We start from the raw sequence: 16,524 nt of genomic DNA on the forward strand, positions 1-16,524 counted from the left end.
CTGCATTGCCCCACGCGCTAAACCAGCGTCTCAAACCCACGAAATCGTAAAAGCCTGCTGCTGGCCGTCAGCCAAGTTGGCCTAGTCCCCTACCGAGGTACTTTCCGTGCAAAAACCCCCATTCTTGTCCTCCATCAGCCGCCGGCGCGCGACAGGCCGGTATGTCGCCTTAGTGCTGGCTTGCTCCACAGCGGCCCCGTTCGCATTGGCGCAGTCTCCTACTCTCGCGCCAGCCCCCGCTGAACCCTTGCTCACTGATCAACAGCCCACGGCTGACGATTCGCCCTACCAGGTGCTTGATAGCGGCCCAATCCATGAGGCGTACGCCGAGCCGATCATGGGCGGCGGCGCCGCGGAGCTGGAACAGAGCCAAGTGATCCAGCAAGAACCGCCGCAACCGATCAACGAACTTCCTCCCGAGCAAATGCCGGAGGGGCAGAACGTGGAGTGGATCCCGGGCTACTGGATGTTTTCGCCTGAGCAGAACGACTTCGTTTGGGTAAGCGGCGTTTGGCGTGACACGCCGCCCGACCGCAACTGGGTCCCCGGCAGCTGGATCGCGGCCGACGGCGGCTACCTGTGGTCGCCCGGCTTCTGGACCGACACAGCGGTGGAGCGGGTGTCCTACCTGCCAGCGCCCCCCGACAGTGTGGAGCAAGGCCCCTCGTCGCCCGCGCCGAGCGACAACCATTTTTGGGTGCCCGGCTGCTGGATTTACCAAAACAACGATTACGCGTGGCGCGCCGGATTCTGGAACACCGGCTACAGCGATTGGGTTTGGACCCCGTCCTATTACGTCCATACGCCCCGCGGCCATGTGTACGTGAACGGCTACTGGGACTACCCGCTCGACCGCCGCGGATTGCTCTACGCACCGGTCTACTGGCCCAACCAAGCCTACCGCCGTGCGGGCTACAGTTACCGGCCACGGTCGGTCCTCAACACCACCGTGCTGATCACCAGCTTGTTCGTGAACCCCAACCGGGGCCATTACTACTACGGCGCCTTCGGGCCCGCGTATGGCAACGGCTTTTACCCTTGGCTCACTTACTACGGCCAGGACCGCCGCCGCTATGACCCGCTGTACTCGTACTACCGCACGCAGCGCAACACCGGTCGTTACTCGTTCTCGCAGCTCGAGCGTGAGTACCGTCGCTACGGGGCCCGCGGGAACCGCGGCGGGCCGATCGATCGGTCGACGAGAAACCTTGTGCTTACCGGTTACCGCGAGTTGAACGACGAGCTCGGCGACAACCGCCGCCGGATGCGTGATTTGGACCAGGACGACCGCGAGCGGTACCGCCGCAACGCCGACCGCTGGGAAGAGATCCGCCGCCAACGGGGCGATTCGGAGGCCCGTGGCGACTCTCGCCGTCGCGATGGTGACTCGCGAGGACGCGACGGCGCCCGAGGGCGGGACGACGACAATCGAGGCCGTCAGGGCGACGCCCGCCGGGGTGACGGGCGCCGGGGTGATGAGCGTCAGGGTGACGCACGCCGCTCGGGTGACCGCGACGGTGATCGCAACCGCAATCGCGGCTCGGAGGCTCGTGACGACCGAGGTCGCGACGGGCAAGGTCGCGAGGGTCGTGATCGACAAGGCCGCAGCGACCAAGACCGCGACCGTCAACCGCGACGCGATGGCGTCGACCGTCGCAGCGGAGAGAACCCGTTTGGTCGACAAAACGGCGCCCGCCAGGATGGTCAGCGCAACCGTGGCGCCGGCCAGCAAGGCGAGGCCTCAAACCGTGCTCAGCGTCGTGAGAGCTTCCGTTTCCCGGTGGGCGAGGCACCCACCGCCGAGAACGCGGCGCGGAACCGCGGTCGCAGCCGGGGCACGCAAAGCGGCGAGCAAGCCACGCCACAACAACAGCTGCGCCGCAGTTTCGAGCGTTCGTCCGAGGGACGTTCGCAAAGTTTTCAGCGGCGATCTCAAGGCATCCAGCGGGGGCCTCAAGGCGACGCTCGCTCGCGTGATCGGGGAGCCTCGCAGCAGCTGAATCGCCGCAACCCGCGAGGAAATCGTGGCCCATCGGCCACCCCGACCCCTAGCCCCAACCGCTCACGAGCGAACCCGTCTCGCAGCCGGTCGACGCAGGGATCGGCCCAGCCGAATCCCTCGCGGGGTCGTTCGGGGTCGCGTGGCCTGTCGCCGGGGGGACGCCCAACCCGCGGCCCCTCGGCCAGCCCGTCGAGATCGAACGGCGATTCGAGCGGACGGAGTCGCGGCAGCGGCCGCTCGCGTCGTTCACGCGACTGAGCGCGTGTGAGCGGCAGACGGTGAGACCTTCAACGCGTCCTGCGTGGAGCCCTCACAAGCCGATCCATCACGACGTTAGCTAAAGCAAATGGCCCCCGGTCATCGACCGGGGGCCTTTTTGCAAAGTGAACAAGATTCCTGCGAGTCGGCGAGCACCTCACTTCTTCCGCGAATCCTTGTTCTTGCTATCTCTTCGCAACGCCTTGGCGGCCGCCTTGACCCGCTTCCACACCCCGCGGGCGCAGTCTCGGTCGATCCGCGCGAGGCGTTCCGCCCGCAGGTCGAGCGTCCGTTGCCTGCCGTGCGCATCGGCCAGGTAAACAAACGGCACGCAAACGCCTTCGACCTTCAGCGGAGGCTGGGCTCGGAAGGGGCGCATCCGCAGCCGCACCACCTCGTCGGCGGCGCCGAGTCGGGCGTCGCAGCCCCAAAGGTACGAAGGGCATTCGTAAACCGTGTCGAGCACCGACACGTAGTCGCCCACTCGCACCTCTTCGGGGGCGAGCGGCTTGGCTGCGAGTGTGACTTCGTCGCGTTGCGTGGCGGGGGCTTTCACGGCGTGCGGGGGGGAGTATGGGGTGCGAAGCGAGCGTGACGGAAAGGACTCCTCCGCCAGTCCCAAGGTTCGCATTCCCGCTGCGAAGCTAGTGCGTCAAACGCACACCGGCTCGCTGAACGCCGCCTCGCGGATCTGATCAACGCCGTCGCCGGCGCCCGCGAAGATCACCACATCGCCCTCGTCGAACACTTCGCAGCCGCGGGGGCGGAGGACGAACTGACCCGTCTTACGCTCGATCGCCACGAACACGACCCCGTCGGCCTCGGCGCCGAATTCGTGAATCGACTGGCCGATAATCGGGGCGCCGGGGGCGACCTCAACTTCGCCGAGCTCGAAGCGACGGGCGTCTTCTTCGCCGTTGTTGAGGAAACGCGTGAGCCGTGGATTAAGGAGTGCGGCGGCGACCGATTTGCCGGCCATCTGGTGCGGGGAGACGACCATGGCGGCGCCCGCACGCTCGAGCTTGCGGCTCGCGTCGACCGACTCGGCCCGGCTGATCACCCGGCACCGTGGGTTGAGATCGCGGGCCGTCACGGTGATGAACATGTTCTCGGCGTCGGAATCGACCGCGCACACCACGCCGCGGGCCCGCTCGATGCCGGCCCGCAACAAGATTTCGTCCTCACTCGCCACGCCGTGGATCACGAGCAGGCCGTCGGACTGGGCGTGCTCGTAGCCGTGGTCGTCGCGTTCGATCACCACGCACTCGAGGCCGCTGTGGCGGGTCTCTTCGATGATCATCTGTCCCATGCGGCCGTAGCCGCAGACGATGATGTGCCCCTCGAGGCCCGCGATGTGCTTCTTCATCTTGCGTCTGGTGGATGCTTCTTGGTCCGAGGCGATCGTCACCAACGTGGTGAGCGAGTAAGTGAACGTGCCGATGCCGCACAGCAGCAGCAGCGCGGCGAACTGCTGCCCCCCCTCCGACAGGCCGTAGTCGCCGTAGCCGACCGTGGTGATCGTGACGAGCGTGAAGTAGAACGACTCCCAGAAGGTCCACCGCTCTTCGATGAGGTGGAACCCGAGAGTGCCGATCAGCAACACGGCGACCAAGGTCCCCACGCAGCGGCCCACGGCGAGCCGTTGCTCGGCGTCGCGCCAGTCGTTGACCTTGTGTCTCGCCATGAGGGCGCCGGGGGGAGGGGGCGGGCTCTTGTTGGCGAAGTGTAGGTCGCGGCTCGCCCCCGTGGCGAAGGCCTGGCGCAGGCGTTGTCGCCGCCCCGCGTGACCGTCACAACCCGCACGCCCGCAACGCAGCGCCGTCGCACGGCCCCAAATCGATCGACGAGCCGGCGTCAGCCCGCCGTGTCGAGATACGGGTCCTGGCTCATCTGGCGCTGCATCTTCTGACGCTCTTTGTCTTGGTAGAGCAGCACCTTGCGTTCGCGGAAGTGGCGGCGCTCGACTTTCTGCTGAGCGCGGGTGAACAGGCTCTCGGGCGCAGCCCCCGGACCAACGGCCTTCTCGCCGCGGGACTTCAGCCGTTTGCTGCGTTTCTCGCCGAAGCCCTGCAGCAAGATGTCGTCGTCCAGCGCGAGGAACTGGCGGTACGACCCGGGGTCGCCCTGCCGGCCGCAGCGGCCGATCAGCTGGCGGTCGATGCGGCGCGACTCGTGCAGCTCGGTGCAAATCACGTGCAGCCCGCCGAGGTCGTGGACCCCGTCGCCCAGCTTGATGTCGGTTCCCCGGCCCGCCATGTTCGTGGCCACGGTGACCCGGCCCCTCTGGCCCGCCTCGGCCACGATCTCCGCCTCACGCTCCACGTGGCGGGCGTTGAGCACCGTGGTCTCGATGCCGCCGGCCTCGAGCAACCGGGCGAGCGACTCGCTCTTGTCGATCGAGCGGGTGCCGACCAGCACCGGTCGGCCGGTGGCGTGGACCTCGCGGATCTCCTCGACGATCGCGTCCCATTTCTGATCGGACGACCCGAACACCTGGGTGGGCAACTGTTTGCGGATCGGCGGGCGGTTCGTGGGGATCGGGACGACGAGCGTCTCGTAGATTTTCCGTAGCTCGGCGCCGCTCGTGACCCCGGTGCCGGTCATGCCCGATAGTCGGCGGTAGCGGAGGAACAGGTCTTGGATCGTGATCCGTGCGGCCTGGTTGGTTTCGAAGGTGATCTCGACCCCTTCGCGGGCCTCGATCGCTTGGTGCAACCCGGCGCGCCACTTGCGCCCCTCGGCGAGCCGGCCGGTGAACTCGTCGACGATCACGATCTCGCCTTCGCGGACCACGTAGTGCCGGTCGAGGATCATCTCCTGCTCGACCTTGGTCGCCCGCTCGATGTACTCGTATATCTCCGAGAGCGGCAGGCGGTTCATCGCAGCGGGTTTAGGCATCTCGCGCACCAAGCGACGCCCCTCGACCGTCAGATCGGCCCGGCGGTCTTTGTGGTCGTATTCGAAGTGAACGTCCTCTTCGAACTTGGGCTGCACTTCGGCGGCCCATTGGTACGCCTCGCTAGCGATCACCTCGTCCTCACCCGGGGCGGCGCTGATGATCAGCGGCGTGCGGGCCTCGTCGATGAGGATGCTGTCGGCCTCGTCCACGAGCATGTAATGCAGGTCTCCCTGCACCGGCTTGTCGCCGCTCGCCCCGCCGCCCGAAAGCATCTCGCCAAACAGGTCGCGGGCGCCCTCGGAGATCTGCCGCTTGAGCAGCCGGTCCCGCAGGAAGTCGAAGCCCATCTCGTTCGCCGTGCCGTAAGTCACGTCGCAAGCGTATGCCTCGCGACGCTTGGGCTGCGGCATCTGCGACTGGATGACACCGACGGTCATGCCGAGCGCCTCGTACAGCGGCCGGATGATGTCGGCGTCGCGCTTGGCGAGGTAGTCGTTGACCGTCGAGAGGTGGGCGCCCTTGCCGTCGAGCGCGGCGAGGTACATCGGCAACGAGGCGGTGAGCGTTTTGCCCTCGCCGGTTTGCATCTCGATGATCGAGCCGTGATGGGCCGCCGCGCCGCCCAGCAACTGCACGTCGAAGTGCCGCATGCCGAGTTTCCGACGCCCCGCCTCACGCACCAACGCAAAGGCCTCGACCAGCAGCTTGTCGAGCGGCTCGCCGCTGCGGGCGCGGTAGCGGAGCGAGAGACTTTCTTTGCGCAAGTCGTAGTCCGAGAGCGCTTTGAGCGTCTCTTCGCAGGCGTCGATCGGCGCCAGGTAGCTCGCGCAACGCGCGAGCCGCCGGCCAACGGCGCCGCCGGTGACCGCCTTGAGGTGTCGGTTCGCGCCTTGGGGGATCGTCGCCACGGCGGTGGGGGGGTCGCTGCGAGTGAGAGAGGCGAAGGGAGTCGGTCGTTGCCGCCGCCGCTAGGGCGGGTCTGGCTATTGTACGCCTTTGAGCGGCCACGCGTCTCGGCGCCGGGAGTAAACCCCTAAGAGAATCGGCCTTTGAACGACGGCTCTTAAGCCTGGGGCCGCCCGCACGATCAGTTCCATTCGGACATCGGGAGCAACCCGTCGCCGCCGCCCTGGTTGGCCTGGGAAGTGCCGCGGGGCTGAAAGCCGTCTGCGGCGGCGCCCTGCTGGGCCGGTTGCTGGGCGGCAGGCTGGTACGTGCCGCCATTGGTGGGCAACTCGGTGATGCGCGCCGTCTGGGGCGCCGCTCCGAGCGCCGCGGCGTCAACCGCGGCGTAACCGTAGCCCGAGCCAGGCAACCGCACGCGGGGCGAAGTCGCCGTAGCGCTCGATTCGGCCGACGCCTGACGGATCGGGGCCGAGTTGGCGATCCACCCGCCGGCAACCGGCTGCGGCGCCGGAGTGGTGGCGACCGCTTGCTGCACGGGTTGTTGCACAGGTTGTTGTGCTGGCGACTGGAAGGGGGGGTGGCTTGCGCGGGCCGCCTGCAAGTTGGCAGGAGCCTGGAAAGCGGGTTGCGACGCGGGCGCCGCTTGATTTGAGTTCGGCTGATTTGCATAGGTCGCCGGAACGGCCGACACGGCGGGGGTGGTCGGCGGCAAAACGATCCGCGACGGGTCGTGCACCAACGTGCCGCCGTATTGCTGCGCCTCTTGCGGAGTCAGCTGACCGCCCTGATACGGCCCCGGCGTGACCGGAGCGCCGTAAGCGGGAGGCGAACCATAGATCGACGGCGTCGCGGGCGCTTGCGGGGTGATCGACGAGGGGTAGCTCGGCGCGGCGGCGCCGGGCAGCGGTGCTCCGGCCGCCGGCGCGGGGGCAAAATTCGTGGCGCCCCCCGGGGCGAGCGGCGCCGTGGCGGCCCCATCCGAATAATAGGGCTGCGCCGTGCCGGGCGGGACGGTGTGCAACGCTGGCGGTGGAACGCGATGCGCCGTGTCGAACGGGTTGGGGATCGTCGTGCTCTGCCCCTGGCAACCGGCCGACACGAGCAACGCGAACGCGATCGCCGCGGCGGAGAGATCTCCTAGTTTCGCTTCGGTCCGCATCGTAGGGCCGCCCTTGATCAAAAAGTTCCTGTATCGATTTCGTCGCTTACACGCCAGCGGCGTGGCGGGAGGCTAGAAAGCACCCAAGCTTGCGTCCAGAGCGATCCGCTCCCGCTGACGCCTTCAAGCCGCCCGGCGTAGCCCCTGAGCCTGTGCCCCGGCAAGGCGAACGTCGCCCCCCAGCGGCGTCGACTCCCGCGCTCGCCGCGAGTGCTCGGCGAGGGCTTCCGCCAGGAGATCTAGCGAGAACGGCTTGCCAAACACCTCGGCGACGCCGATCGCGTGGGCGTGGGCCACGGTCTCGGCCCGCGGGAAGTCGATCATCGCCAGCACCGGAGCGACCGCGCCCCGCATCCGGCTGCAAAGCCGGCTGAGGCGCAGCGCCTCGACGCCGCCGAGTTGCCTGCCAACCCAAATCGCCGCCGCGGGCTTCTCGGCCAAGAGCCTGGGGCCGCTGTGCTCGGCGCCGCGGGGCGCCCAGACCGCCCGGAAGTTGCTATCGCTCAGAGCGTCGGAGATGGCGCTGGCGGTTTCGTAATCGGCCGTGACAACCAACACCGTCCCGCCACCAAGAGCCACGCCCTCCGGCTCTTCGTCTGCCTCATCGTTGACCGGGGTCAACCAACTCCGCCACCAACGAGGAAAAGCGTGCCAGAAGACTCGCTCGTATCCTTCGTGCGTGCCGCCGGTGCGTTCTTCGCCCTCGTGCCAGACGCCCAACATGTGAATGAATCTGGCGTCTGGATGCGCCGCCAACAGCCGCCTCGCCGTGGCTTCCATGACTGAGCCTGGTCGCGACTGGCAAAGCACAACCAACCCGGGACTCTCGCCGGTAGACTCGCTCTCGGCAAACGCCGTAACGCTGGGCTCCCGACCGATCACCTCCACCGCCGCGTGCATCTCGGCGCCCGAGGCGTCGCCGCACACCAGCACCTTGCGGGGGGCGGCTACCGACGACGTCTGCAAAGCGGTCTTGCGGTGCAGCTTGGGTAGCTGCGATTCAGAACGGGGCATGGCGAAACGCCCTGAGGGGTGCGGGGATCCAGCCGAGCAGAGCAAGCCTCCGGCGGCCGGAAGCACCTTAGGGACTAATAAGCATCGCGACGAGGCCAATCGCTCCTGAGCAAGCCGCTACCAGCCCCTCCGAAAACATGCCTTGACGCCTCGCGGCGTTTTCAAGAACATCCCGCCGCTCGAGAGAGGAAAGCCGCAAGACGCAGCCTGCTCTCGTACCGGTCGGTAACGACCGCCGAGCGAAGCCCAAACCACATCAAACAATCACCACTGACAAGGAGGTCGGTCGGCGTGCCCTACGAGTCTCAACCGACGTCCGACCGTTCGCCCCGGCGCCACTGCCAGCCGACGCCCACCGTCGCCGTGGCCGGAGCGCACGGCAAGACCTCCGTGGCGACACTGCTCTCGGCGGTCTTCGCCCACGGCAACCAGCTGTTCGGCCTGAAAACCACTCGCTGCGAACGCGACGGCGCCGAGTCGCGACCGGTCGCCGGCGCCATTGGCCCCGGGGCTATCGATCGCTGGCGGAAGCGTTGCGACGAGAACGATTGCGACATCGCGGTGGCCGAGGCCCCGGCCGGCGACATCGCCGACGGCGAGTTCTCACGCATCGGCTTGGTGGGCGCCTGCCTCACCGGCTTGCGTTGCGAGCGGACCCGCCGCTTCCCGTCGGTGGCGATGCACCGGCACGCGATCGAGGCGATCACTGCAGAGACGCACCGCGAAGGTTTTGTCATCACCAACGCCGACGACCCGGCTTGTGTGCGACTGGCGTCTACCGCCGACCGCCCGGTGCTGACATTCGGCCTCGACAAGCCGGCCGACTTCAACGCCACCGCGGTCGAGAACCACTCGGGCGGACAGGTGTTCGTCGCTACCCACCGGGGCGAATCGGCTGCGATCAGCTCGGCGATCCCGGGCGAGGCGCACCGTCGCAACTGCCTGGCGGCTGTCGCCACGGCCGTGGCGTGCGGCGTCGACTTCCTTGATGCGGTCCGTGGCGCCGAGTCGGTGCGCCGGCTGCCGGGCGTCATGCAGAGCCTCACCGCGGGGCAGAACTTTCCGATCTACTTCGACTCGGCGCGATCGGCCGAGCCGCTGCGTCTCGCCCTGCGGGCGATGCGTCCGATGGCAAACAAACGGGTGCTGTCGGTCGTCACGCTGGACGACTCGCCCGCGTGCGTTGAAACGCTCAGCGTCGCCCGCTCGATGAGCGACCGACTGTTTGTGATCGCCCAAAGCGAGTCGCTGCTCACCGCCTCGGTGCTCGAGCAGTTGGGCGAAGGCGCCACGCTGGTCGAAGACCGCCTCACCGCCATCGCCTTGGCCGTAGGCCTCGCCGACGAGGGCGACGCCGTGCTGGTGGCCGGCGCGGCGCCGGGCGACGAAGAGGTCGAGCGGGCGGTCGCCGCCGACTTTGTCGAGCGTAGGCTGCAGCAATCAGACGACCAGAACCTAGCGATCTAGAGCAAAACGTTCGCATCCACAAAGCATACCTGGAGACCATTTGAAGCTTCGTTGTTGGCCGACACGAGATTGCGGGATTTCGTCCGGCCGCCCTCCCCTGGGTAGGAGCACAGAGGCCCCCGCGCGGTTACTGGGTCAATCGCGCGTGTGGGCCGCTTCACAACGGAGCTTACGTCTGAGCGTCGGGGCGGCGGCTTACGCCGCCCCGGCGTCTCAGCGGATACAACGAGGCAAATCCCCGATGCCCAAGCCCCAATAACCAATCACGCGCAAGCGTAAAACATTGGTCACTGGGGCTTGGGCATTGGGATTTATAAACGATGGTTTGCTCCCGCAAAGCCCTTGGCGTTTCGATGACAACCACTCCCCACATTGTCTTTGCCGGCGGGGGCGCCCTCGGCAACCTCTACCCCGGACTCGCGATCGCCGAGATCCTCGCCCAGCAGTTGCCCGACGTGCGGATCACGTTCCTCGGCGACGGGCGCCCGATCGAACGCGACACGGTCACCGGCTGGGGCTGGCGCTACATGGCGGCGCCCGGCATGCGGACCCCGCTCGGCCCCCTGCGCGCCACGGCCGACATGACCATTGGAAAGTGGGTCGCCCGCTGGATGCTGAGCGAGCACCAGGTGAGCCTGGTGGTAGGACTCGGGGGCCCCGCCACACGCCCCGCCCTGGCGGCCGCTCAAAGCCGTGGCCTGCCGAACATCTTGCTCGAAACCAACGCCGAGCCGCCCGCCGCGCATTGCCGCCTGGCGAAGCGCGCCAATCTCACCTGCGTCGCGTTCGAAGAGGCCCGCTCGCGGCTGCCGATCGACGCGGCCCTGGCGATCACCGGCGCCCCCGGTCGGGGCGGCTTTGAGCGGATCTACTCGCGACGCGCCGCCCCGCGTCTGGCGCAGACCGGATTCTCCCGGCCGCGAGAGAAGCGGCTCGTGGTGATCGGCGGGGTGGGCGGGGCGACCTCGCTCAACGACCACACGCCGAGCGCCCTGGCCTGCCTGGGCAAAGAGCTCGACGGCTGGCGGGTGATCCATCAGTCGGGCGCCGGCCGGTTGCGTGAGACCGAAAACCGCTACCAGCGGGCCGGCGTCGACGCGCTCGTGGTGACCTATCTCGACGAGATGGCCGCCGTTTGCGAGGAAGCCGATCTGGTCGTGTGCCGCGCGGGCGGAGCGACTCTCGCCGAGCTCGCGCTGGCCGGACTGCCGGCCGTGCTGGTGCCCGATGGGCGCCCGAGCGGCGGCTCGCAACTGCGCAACGCCCAGATATACCAGCGCGAGGGCGCCTGTCGCGTGATCGACGAGGCGGCGCTGAAGAACCCGCAAACGGCCGACCGCAGCGCCCGCGACCTGTCGGTCGCCTTGGCCCGCGAATTGAGGCCCCTGTTGGTCGACGACGCCCAACGCTCCAGCCTAGCGGGCGGCATGCTGGCGATGGCCCGGCCGGGCGCCGCCGCCCAGATCGCCGCGGCCTGCGGCGAGTTGATCGAAACCGCCGCCCCCACCCGCGGGCTCGCTGTGGCGGCGCCACGCCCACAGGCCGCCTGAGCGACCGTGTGCCCTCCGCAAGTCGCGGCTAGTGCGGGTGAGCACGGTTGAAAATACCGCTCCACGCGGTATACCTAGCCTTCCGCCCATTCTCCGCGAACAATGGAACTCCCAAGCAGCGGGGGGCGGCTGGCGCCGAGATCGGGTACTCCCGCGACGCGCCGCTTCGATCCCCTGCCCTGACGACGACCCACCCGAACGACGAATAGAGCGCACCCTCGATGGCAAAAGCCAAGGCCCAAGAAGCTGAAGAAGCCCAACGGATCCTACTCGTCGACGACGACGCGGAGATCATCGAGTCGCTGCGTCTGGCGCTCGAAGCGAACGACTACGAGGTGCTGGTCGCCCGCGACGGCAATCAGGGCCTCGCGCTCATCGAGCGTGAGTCGCCCGACCTCGTGATCCTCGACATGATGATGCCCAAACGCAGCGGGTTCCTCGTCTTGGAGAAGCTCCGCCGCACGCAGCCCGACCCGCCACGGGTGATCATGATCACCGCCAACGAGGGCAACCGCCACAAGGCGTACGCCGAAACGCTGGGCGTCGACGACTACCTGCGCAAGCCGTTCCCGATGGACCAGCTCATCATGAGCGTCAAGCGGCTGCTGGATTGAGCGGCCGACCGTTGGGCTGAGCAGCGCAAATCTCAGTACGTTTCGATCACATCGAAACCCGAGATATGCATTAAGGGAAGCCCCCTGTTTTTCCCGTACGAACTGCTCGCGTACGCCGACGAAGACCAAATCAATCCGCCGTCAGACATCTCCAGAGCGACCGCGTCGATCTCGTTCCAGCCGGGTACTAGGACCGAGTCGAGGTGCAGCTTCACACTCTGAACCGACTCATGCGTGGTGACTGGCAGACGAGCGATCCCGCCGGGATCGCTTGCCGGGACCGGATCGACGCCTTCCCAGAGCAGTCGCTCTTTAGCCACCGAAGCTTTGCTGGCTGGGTATTCTACGCGTGTGGCCTTAATAAGGGCGCCTGGGCAATGAGTCTCGTGCACGACGATGGCGACAGGGACCACGGCCCGGGGGAACTCGAGCACCAGCCATTCGGCCTGGCCATCCCGGGTATTTGACGCCCACGCGGTGCGTTTATCACCGAACCCAAGAGTGTTCGGTGGCCCGACTACTTGCCAAACACTCCAGCCCGATCGTTCGCCCTGAGCTGAGGCGATCTGGTGCTTCAGTCGCCAATGGTCGCTCGCCCAGCCAACCCCCAGAGCAATCACCAGCACGAGCCAGAAGAGAGTCGACAACCGCACGCTCAGCCGGCGCCGGCGGCGTTTGGGAAGATCGAGCGAGAGACTCAGCCGAGCGCCATCCATCGCACACTCCTTGCTCATCACACCGTCAGTCGAGTGCGATCTTCCGCGCCAGCGGCTCGAGCACCGCCTCGATCACGCACTCATCGAGCAGCTCGAAGCAGAGCCGCGACAGGTCGGTCAGGGCGTCGGCGTAGGTCACGCCGGCGTCGAGGCTGCCGTAGCGTCGCGCGGTGAGGTACACGCTCACCTGGTCCTCGGGGAACTCGCCCGTGCGCAGGTGGTAGGGGGTGGTGCGTGTCTCCACGCCAAGGCGGCACTGCACGCGGCTCTCCTCGTCCACGGCGATCGTGACGGTCGGCTCGTGGTGAACGAGCGTCGCCCCCGGCACGGAAGCAAACCTCTCCATCGCGGGGCTCACGCCGAACGCCTCGGCCACTAGCTGGTTGTGGTTGCCGCGGTAGTTGAAGTCGAACCCCACGAGCACGTCGAGCGCTTCGCAGTCGAGCGGGCTGATCGACAGTTCATAGGGAGCGAGCTCCAAAGCCAGGTGGTGCTGCTCTAGGGCGCCGGCGATCGTCTCCGGGTTCACCTGCCCCGAAGAGACCCGCCGCGGCTCGACCGAGCACCAGCGGTAGCTTCCGGGGTCCTTGTCGCCCTCGAGAACGTACTCGTTCTTGTCGCGGGCGTAGAAGTTCCGCATGTCGGGGTAACGCTTCTGCATCAGCTCAGCGAAGTGCAGAATCGTCTCCCGGCTTCCCGGCAGGTCCATCTCGGTGTTGAGCGTGACGTTGACGTAGTAGTCATCCGAGAGAGACGCGTATCGATTCATCCGTCGTGGGTCCTGGGCGGCGTGCGCGGCAAGGCTGCTCTGGGGGCAGTCTACTGAAAGTATAGGCCTGCTGGGGAAGGTGTCAAAGCGACCCAGAGCGTCCCGCGAGCCCCCCACCGGGGCGCCGCCACGACTCGCGGCTAGCCCAGTCACCGTGGTGGACAGCCGCTGCGTGTTCACGAAGCCCCCTACGAAAAAAAGCCGGCGCCCCCCTGAGGGAGCGCCGGCCCAAACGCCTCGCGTGTGATCAACCAGCCGATCAGTTATTGTTGAGATGGTTGTTCTGCTGGTGATTCATCCGCTCGGGGCGAGTGTTCTGGGCGTTCGTCTTCCAGTTCTTTGTAGCCTTGGTGGGCCAGTTGTCCTGGTCGAAGCCTTGGTTGTTCTCGAAGGTCTCCTCGGTGGCGTCGAGCGTGCAGACCTTCTCGCCGTCCATCATCTTGTGGCTGAACGCGTTGTGCGGCACGGCGAACAGTTTGTCGCCCATGCCAAGGAAGCCGCCCGTCGAGATCGCCACATAAGCCACCTTGCCGTCCTTCTCGCTAAGCACGACGTCGTAGACCGTAGCGACCTGGTCCTCTTGGTTGTTGTAGACCGCCTTGTTCATCAGCTCGCTGGCGCGAACCAAGCCTTGCGGAAGCATCCTGTCGCTGTCGTAGTTCGAGCTGTCCGGCTTGTCGGCGCGGTGGGTCTGGGCGTGCGGCGTGGTGCGGTCGCGTTGGGTGATGGTTTGCTGGGCCATCGCCATGGGACTAAAGCCGAGGGCAAAGACGATCGCCATGAGTGTCGTGTTACGCATCGTGTGAACTCCAGTAAAGTAAAGGGAGAATGGTTCGGCACGACCGCTCCCAAATCGCGACGCCAAATCTCGTGAAGGAGCTGGCTTGCCGTGTGGGGGTCGTTGTCAACGCTTGCCACTGATTGCGAACCTCGTGCCAATGGCGACAACATCTTCGAAAGCGGCGTTTCGCTGCGTGTCGGCCGTAGGCGTGACCGCGAGGCGGCCACGCATCTGCTGCGGAGTCGATCGCAGTGAGCGACGACAGGTCACGCCACGCGAGTGCGGTGCGCTCTATCGCTTCTAAGATGATGCTCGTGAGAAGCGACCGTGCGATCGTGAGCCTACCGACGGCTCACTGATGGGCAGCTGGCTAGTGGTCGCTAGAGCGGTTTGCTCATTGGTGCAGACGCTCGGCTCGCGATCGGCGTCATGGCTTCGTCAGCCTGCATCGACAATGCACCGCATTGCCTGCTTCGGCTTCCTCGCCACGCCGCCAATCGCTTCCCCGCTCGTCCACACCAATTCGAAAACCGCTCTAGTCGCCTTGATCAGACCCGTTCTAAAAGCATTGACTTCAGGGCGACGAGTGGCTGGTCGCCATGACCGCAAGATGATCGCATCGAGCCCACTTTCGAACGAACAAGCCCAGCCGGCTAAAAGCGGCCAATACCGTAAGCCCATGTGCAGCAACAAGATATGGGCGCCGCCTCGCTTATCTCAGCTGCTCTGGCACACCGCGTGCAATCACCTACCAGCAGAGCCAAACGATCACGTTGGTCGCTGAGTCGCTCGAAACTTCCACGCATTTCACTAGGAGATTGTCATGTTGAGTTGGGCCCTTACGTTTCTTGTCATTGCGTTGATTGCTGCTGTACTTGGCTTCGGCGGCGTCGCCGGCGCGGCTACGGGCATCGCGCAGATCCTGTTCTACGCCTTCCTCGTGCTGTTCCTCGTGAGCCTCATTGTCCCCCACTTCCGTAAGTCGGTATAGACAAGACACTACCCGACCGAGCCCCCAGCTGATTTAGAAAGGAGCACCCCATGCGTGCTTTACTGATTGTTGCACTACTGGCCGTTGTGCTGGCCTTGATCGGCTGGGTGACGTTCTACGTGGGTCCTGATCGAACGGGCGTTGACGTCGATACGCAACGTATCGAACAGGACATCTCTGGACTGAAAGACTCGGCCGAGCAACTCGGTGACCGGTTCACTGAGAACAACGAGGTCGAACCCGACGTGGAAGCGGGCGTTGAGCCCTGATCCCTCGCCCTGGTGATACCAGGGCCCCTTGATGGGATCAGGGCCATGTCCCACTACGTTCGATAAGCCCCGCTGCTAGCCGCTGGCGAGCCGGGGCTTTTTTTCTTGGAGTTCAAAGTTTCACGAGGAGTTCATGGCAATGAAACAGCTCGATATCGCCGCGTCTGGCGTCTGCCGCGATCCTGGTGAGAGCGTGGCGCACCACCTCGTCGCCTCGCTGAGTCGCTCGGCGCGCGTTAGGCAGTCGTCGCTGCATATGGCGAATGACTCCCGGCTGTTCGGCCCGCCCCAAGCACAGCTGCTCATCGTGTCCGAAGGCGCCGGCGACGAGCCGACGCGGATGGCGGCGGCCACCGCCGTCGACGCCGTCGGCAGGGCATTGCTCCGCGACGACGAGTGGCTCCTGAGCCTTAGATCGGAAAATCACGAAGAGGTCGCCGTCCAATTGGCCGACGCCGTGAAACAAGCGGCCCACGGATTGCCCGGGACACAGTCGGACGACGACAACACCGCGTTAAATCCCCACGTGTCGCTCACCGCGGCGTTGCTCGCTTGGCCTTGGGTTGTGGTCGCCCATGTGGGAGATTCGGCAGCCGTTGTGCTCAGGCACGGTTCGCCCCTGCAGCTTACCGCTAGCCACACCGCCGCCGCGGAGTTGGTCGCCTCGGGCAGGGTGGCCGAGGCCCCCGACGCCGATTCGCCATTGGGCCGCTGGGTCGCCAACCGGCTCGACGACCCCGATCAAATGGCCATTGAAACGGTGGTCGACGAATTGCAGGAGGGTGACCTGTTTTGCCTCGGGGTCAGCGGCGTGCTGGCCACGCTGCACGACGAGTCGTTCGTCCGCGAGGCGTGCAAAGCACCGCACCACGCCCGCCGGATCGCCGATGACACAATCGATCACGCGAAGCAAACCGACGACCGCCCCAGCCTGGCGGTGGTGGTCGCCAAACTCGGCGACCACGACGACGAAAGCCTTTACGCTGAGGCCGACGCTCTCGAAAAAGACCAAGAACAAACCAACTCCGCCACGCCTTCCGCCCCTCCGGCTTTAGAGCCGGCTCTGGCGGAAGAAGAAACACGACTCACGCCCGAAACACCCACCAAAGCCCTCGATCACCAGCGCTAG

15 protein-coding genes are annotated in these 16,524 nt (G+C 66.2%); 7 read left to right on the forward strand and 8 right to left on the reverse strand.

Features of this window, described 5'->3' with window-relative positions; all coding sequences use genetic code 11:
• Nucleotides 1-247 precede the first annotated feature (247 nt).
• Nucleotides 248-2,260 carry a hypothetical protein gene (locus Mal64_RS02125; protein ID WP_146396352.1) on the forward strand — a complete coding sequence of 671 codons (2,013 nt, stop codon included), beginning with the start codon at nucleotides 248-250 and terminating at the stop codon, nucleotides 2,258-2,260.
• Between the two features lie 157 nt (nucleotides 2,261-2,417).
• Here Mal64_RS02125 and Mal64_RS02130 read toward each other — a convergent pair whose 3' ends face one another.
• The 5 genes from Mal64_RS02130 to Mal64_RS02150 form a co-directional block, all read right to left on the reverse strand.
• The gene (locus Mal64_RS02130; protein ID WP_146396355.1) at nucleotides 2,418-2,816 is read right to left on the reverse strand and encodes a hypothetical protein; all 399 of its coding nucleotides are present in this window, start codon (nucleotides 2,814-2,816) and stop codon (nucleotides 2,418-2,420) included.
• 96 nt (nucleotides 2,817-2,912) lie between these two features.
• The gene (locus tag Mal64_RS02135) at nucleotides 2,913-3,944 is read right to left on the reverse strand and encodes a potassium channel family protein (RefSeq protein WP_146396358.1); all 1,032 of its coding nucleotides are present in this window, start codon (nucleotides 3,942-3,944) and stop codon (nucleotides 2,913-2,915) included.
• A 170-nt stretch (nucleotides 3,945-4,114) separates the two neighbouring features.
• Nucleotides 4,115-6,067, reverse strand: a complete 1,953-nt coding sequence (locus tag Mal64_RS02140; protein ID WP_146396361.1) for a preprotein translocase subunit SecA — start codon at nucleotides 6,065-6,067, stop codon at nucleotides 4,115-4,117.
• 179 nt (nucleotides 6,068-6,246) lie between these two features.
• Nucleotides 6,247-7,224 carry a hypothetical protein gene (locus Mal64_RS02145; RefSeq protein ID WP_146396363.1) on the reverse strand — a complete coding sequence of 326 codons (978 nt, stop codon included), beginning with the start codon at nucleotides 7,222-7,224 and terminating at the stop codon, nucleotides 6,247-6,249.
• Between the two features lie 123 nt (nucleotides 7,225-7,347).
• On the reverse strand, nucleotides 7,348-8,238 hold the full coding sequence (locus tag Mal64_RS02150) for a response regulator transcription factor (RefSeq protein ID WP_146396366.1): 891 nt from the start codon (nucleotides 8,236-8,238) through the stop codon (nucleotides 7,348-7,350).
• Between the two features lie 291 nt (nucleotides 8,239-8,529).
• On the opposite strand from Mal64_RS02150, the gene Mal64_RS02155 reads away from it, so the two are divergent.
• From Mal64_RS02155 to Mal64_RS02165, 3 genes are all read left to right on the forward strand, one after another.
• Complete coding sequence (locus tag Mal64_RS02155; protein ID WP_146396369.1) at nucleotides 8,530-9,705, forward strand: Mur ligase family protein; 1,176 nt, start codon at nucleotides 8,530-8,532, stop codon at nucleotides 9,703-9,705.
• A gap of 353 nt (nucleotides 9,706-10,058) precedes the next feature.
• A complete protein-coding gene (locus tag Mal64_RS02160) occupies nucleotides 10,059-11,255 on the forward strand; it encodes a UDP-N-acetylglucosamine--N-acetylmuramyl-(pentapeptide) pyrophosphoryl-undecaprenol N-acetylglucosamine transferase (protein ID WP_197525351.1) in 1,197 nt (398 codons plus the stop codon).
• 221 nt (nucleotides 11,256-11,476) lie between these two features.
• Nucleotides 11,477-11,869, forward strand: a complete 393-nt coding sequence (locus Mal64_RS02165) for a response regulator transcription factor (protein WP_146396375.1) — start codon at nucleotides 11,477-11,479, stop codon at nucleotides 11,867-11,869.
• 32 nt (nucleotides 11,870-11,901) lie between these two features.
• Here Mal64_RS02165 and Mal64_RS02170 read toward each other — a convergent pair whose 3' ends face one another.
• The 3 genes from Mal64_RS02170 to Mal64_RS02180 all read right to left on the reverse strand — a co-directional run bounded on the left by Mal64_RS02170 (nucleotide 11,902) and on the right by Mal64_RS02180 (nucleotide 14,153).
• Nucleotides 11,902-12,603 carry a hypothetical protein gene (locus Mal64_RS02170; RefSeq protein WP_146396378.1) on the reverse strand — a complete coding sequence of 234 codons (702 nt, stop codon included), beginning with the start codon at nucleotides 12,601-12,603 and terminating at the stop codon, nucleotides 11,902-11,904.
• Between the two features lie 7 nt (nucleotides 12,604-12,610).
• A complete protein-coding gene (locus Mal64_RS02175) occupies nucleotides 12,611-13,354 on the reverse strand; it encodes a hypothetical protein (protein ID WP_146396380.1) in 744 nt (247 codons plus the stop codon).
• 259 nt (nucleotides 13,355-13,613) lie between these two features.
• Entirely contained in the window at nucleotides 13,614-14,153 is a 540-nt protein-coding gene (locus tag Mal64_RS02180) for a PRC-barrel domain-containing protein (protein WP_146396383.1), read from the reverse strand.
• 805 nt (nucleotides 14,154-14,958) lie between these two features.
• On the opposite strand from Mal64_RS02180, the gene Mal64_RS02185 reads away from it, so the two are divergent.
• The 3 genes from Mal64_RS02185 (at nucleotide 14,959) to Mal64_RS02195 (ending at nucleotide 16,524) form a co-directional block, all read left to right on the forward strand.
• A complete protein-coding gene (locus Mal64_RS02185) occupies nucleotides 14,959-15,126 on the forward strand; it encodes a DUF1328 domain-containing protein (RefSeq protein WP_146396386.1) in 168 nt (55 codons plus the stop codon).
• A gap of 50 nt (nucleotides 15,127-15,176) precedes the next feature.
• Complete coding sequence (locus tag Mal64_RS02190; protein WP_146396389.1) at nucleotides 15,177-15,395, forward strand: hypothetical protein; 219 nt, start codon at nucleotides 15,177-15,179, stop codon at nucleotides 15,393-15,395.
• A 139-nt stretch (nucleotides 15,396-15,534) separates the two neighbouring features.
• On the forward strand, nucleotides 15,535-16,524 hold the full coding sequence (locus tag Mal64_RS02195; RefSeq protein WP_197525352.1) for a PP2C family protein-serine/threonine phosphatase: 990 nt from the start codon (nucleotides 15,535-15,537) through the stop codon (nucleotides 16,522-16,524).

The organism is Pseudobythopirellula maris, from assembly GCF_007859945.1.
Lineage (GTDB): Bacteria > Planctomycetota > Planctomycetia > Pirellulales > Lacipirellulaceae > Pseudobythopirellula > Pseudobythopirellula maris.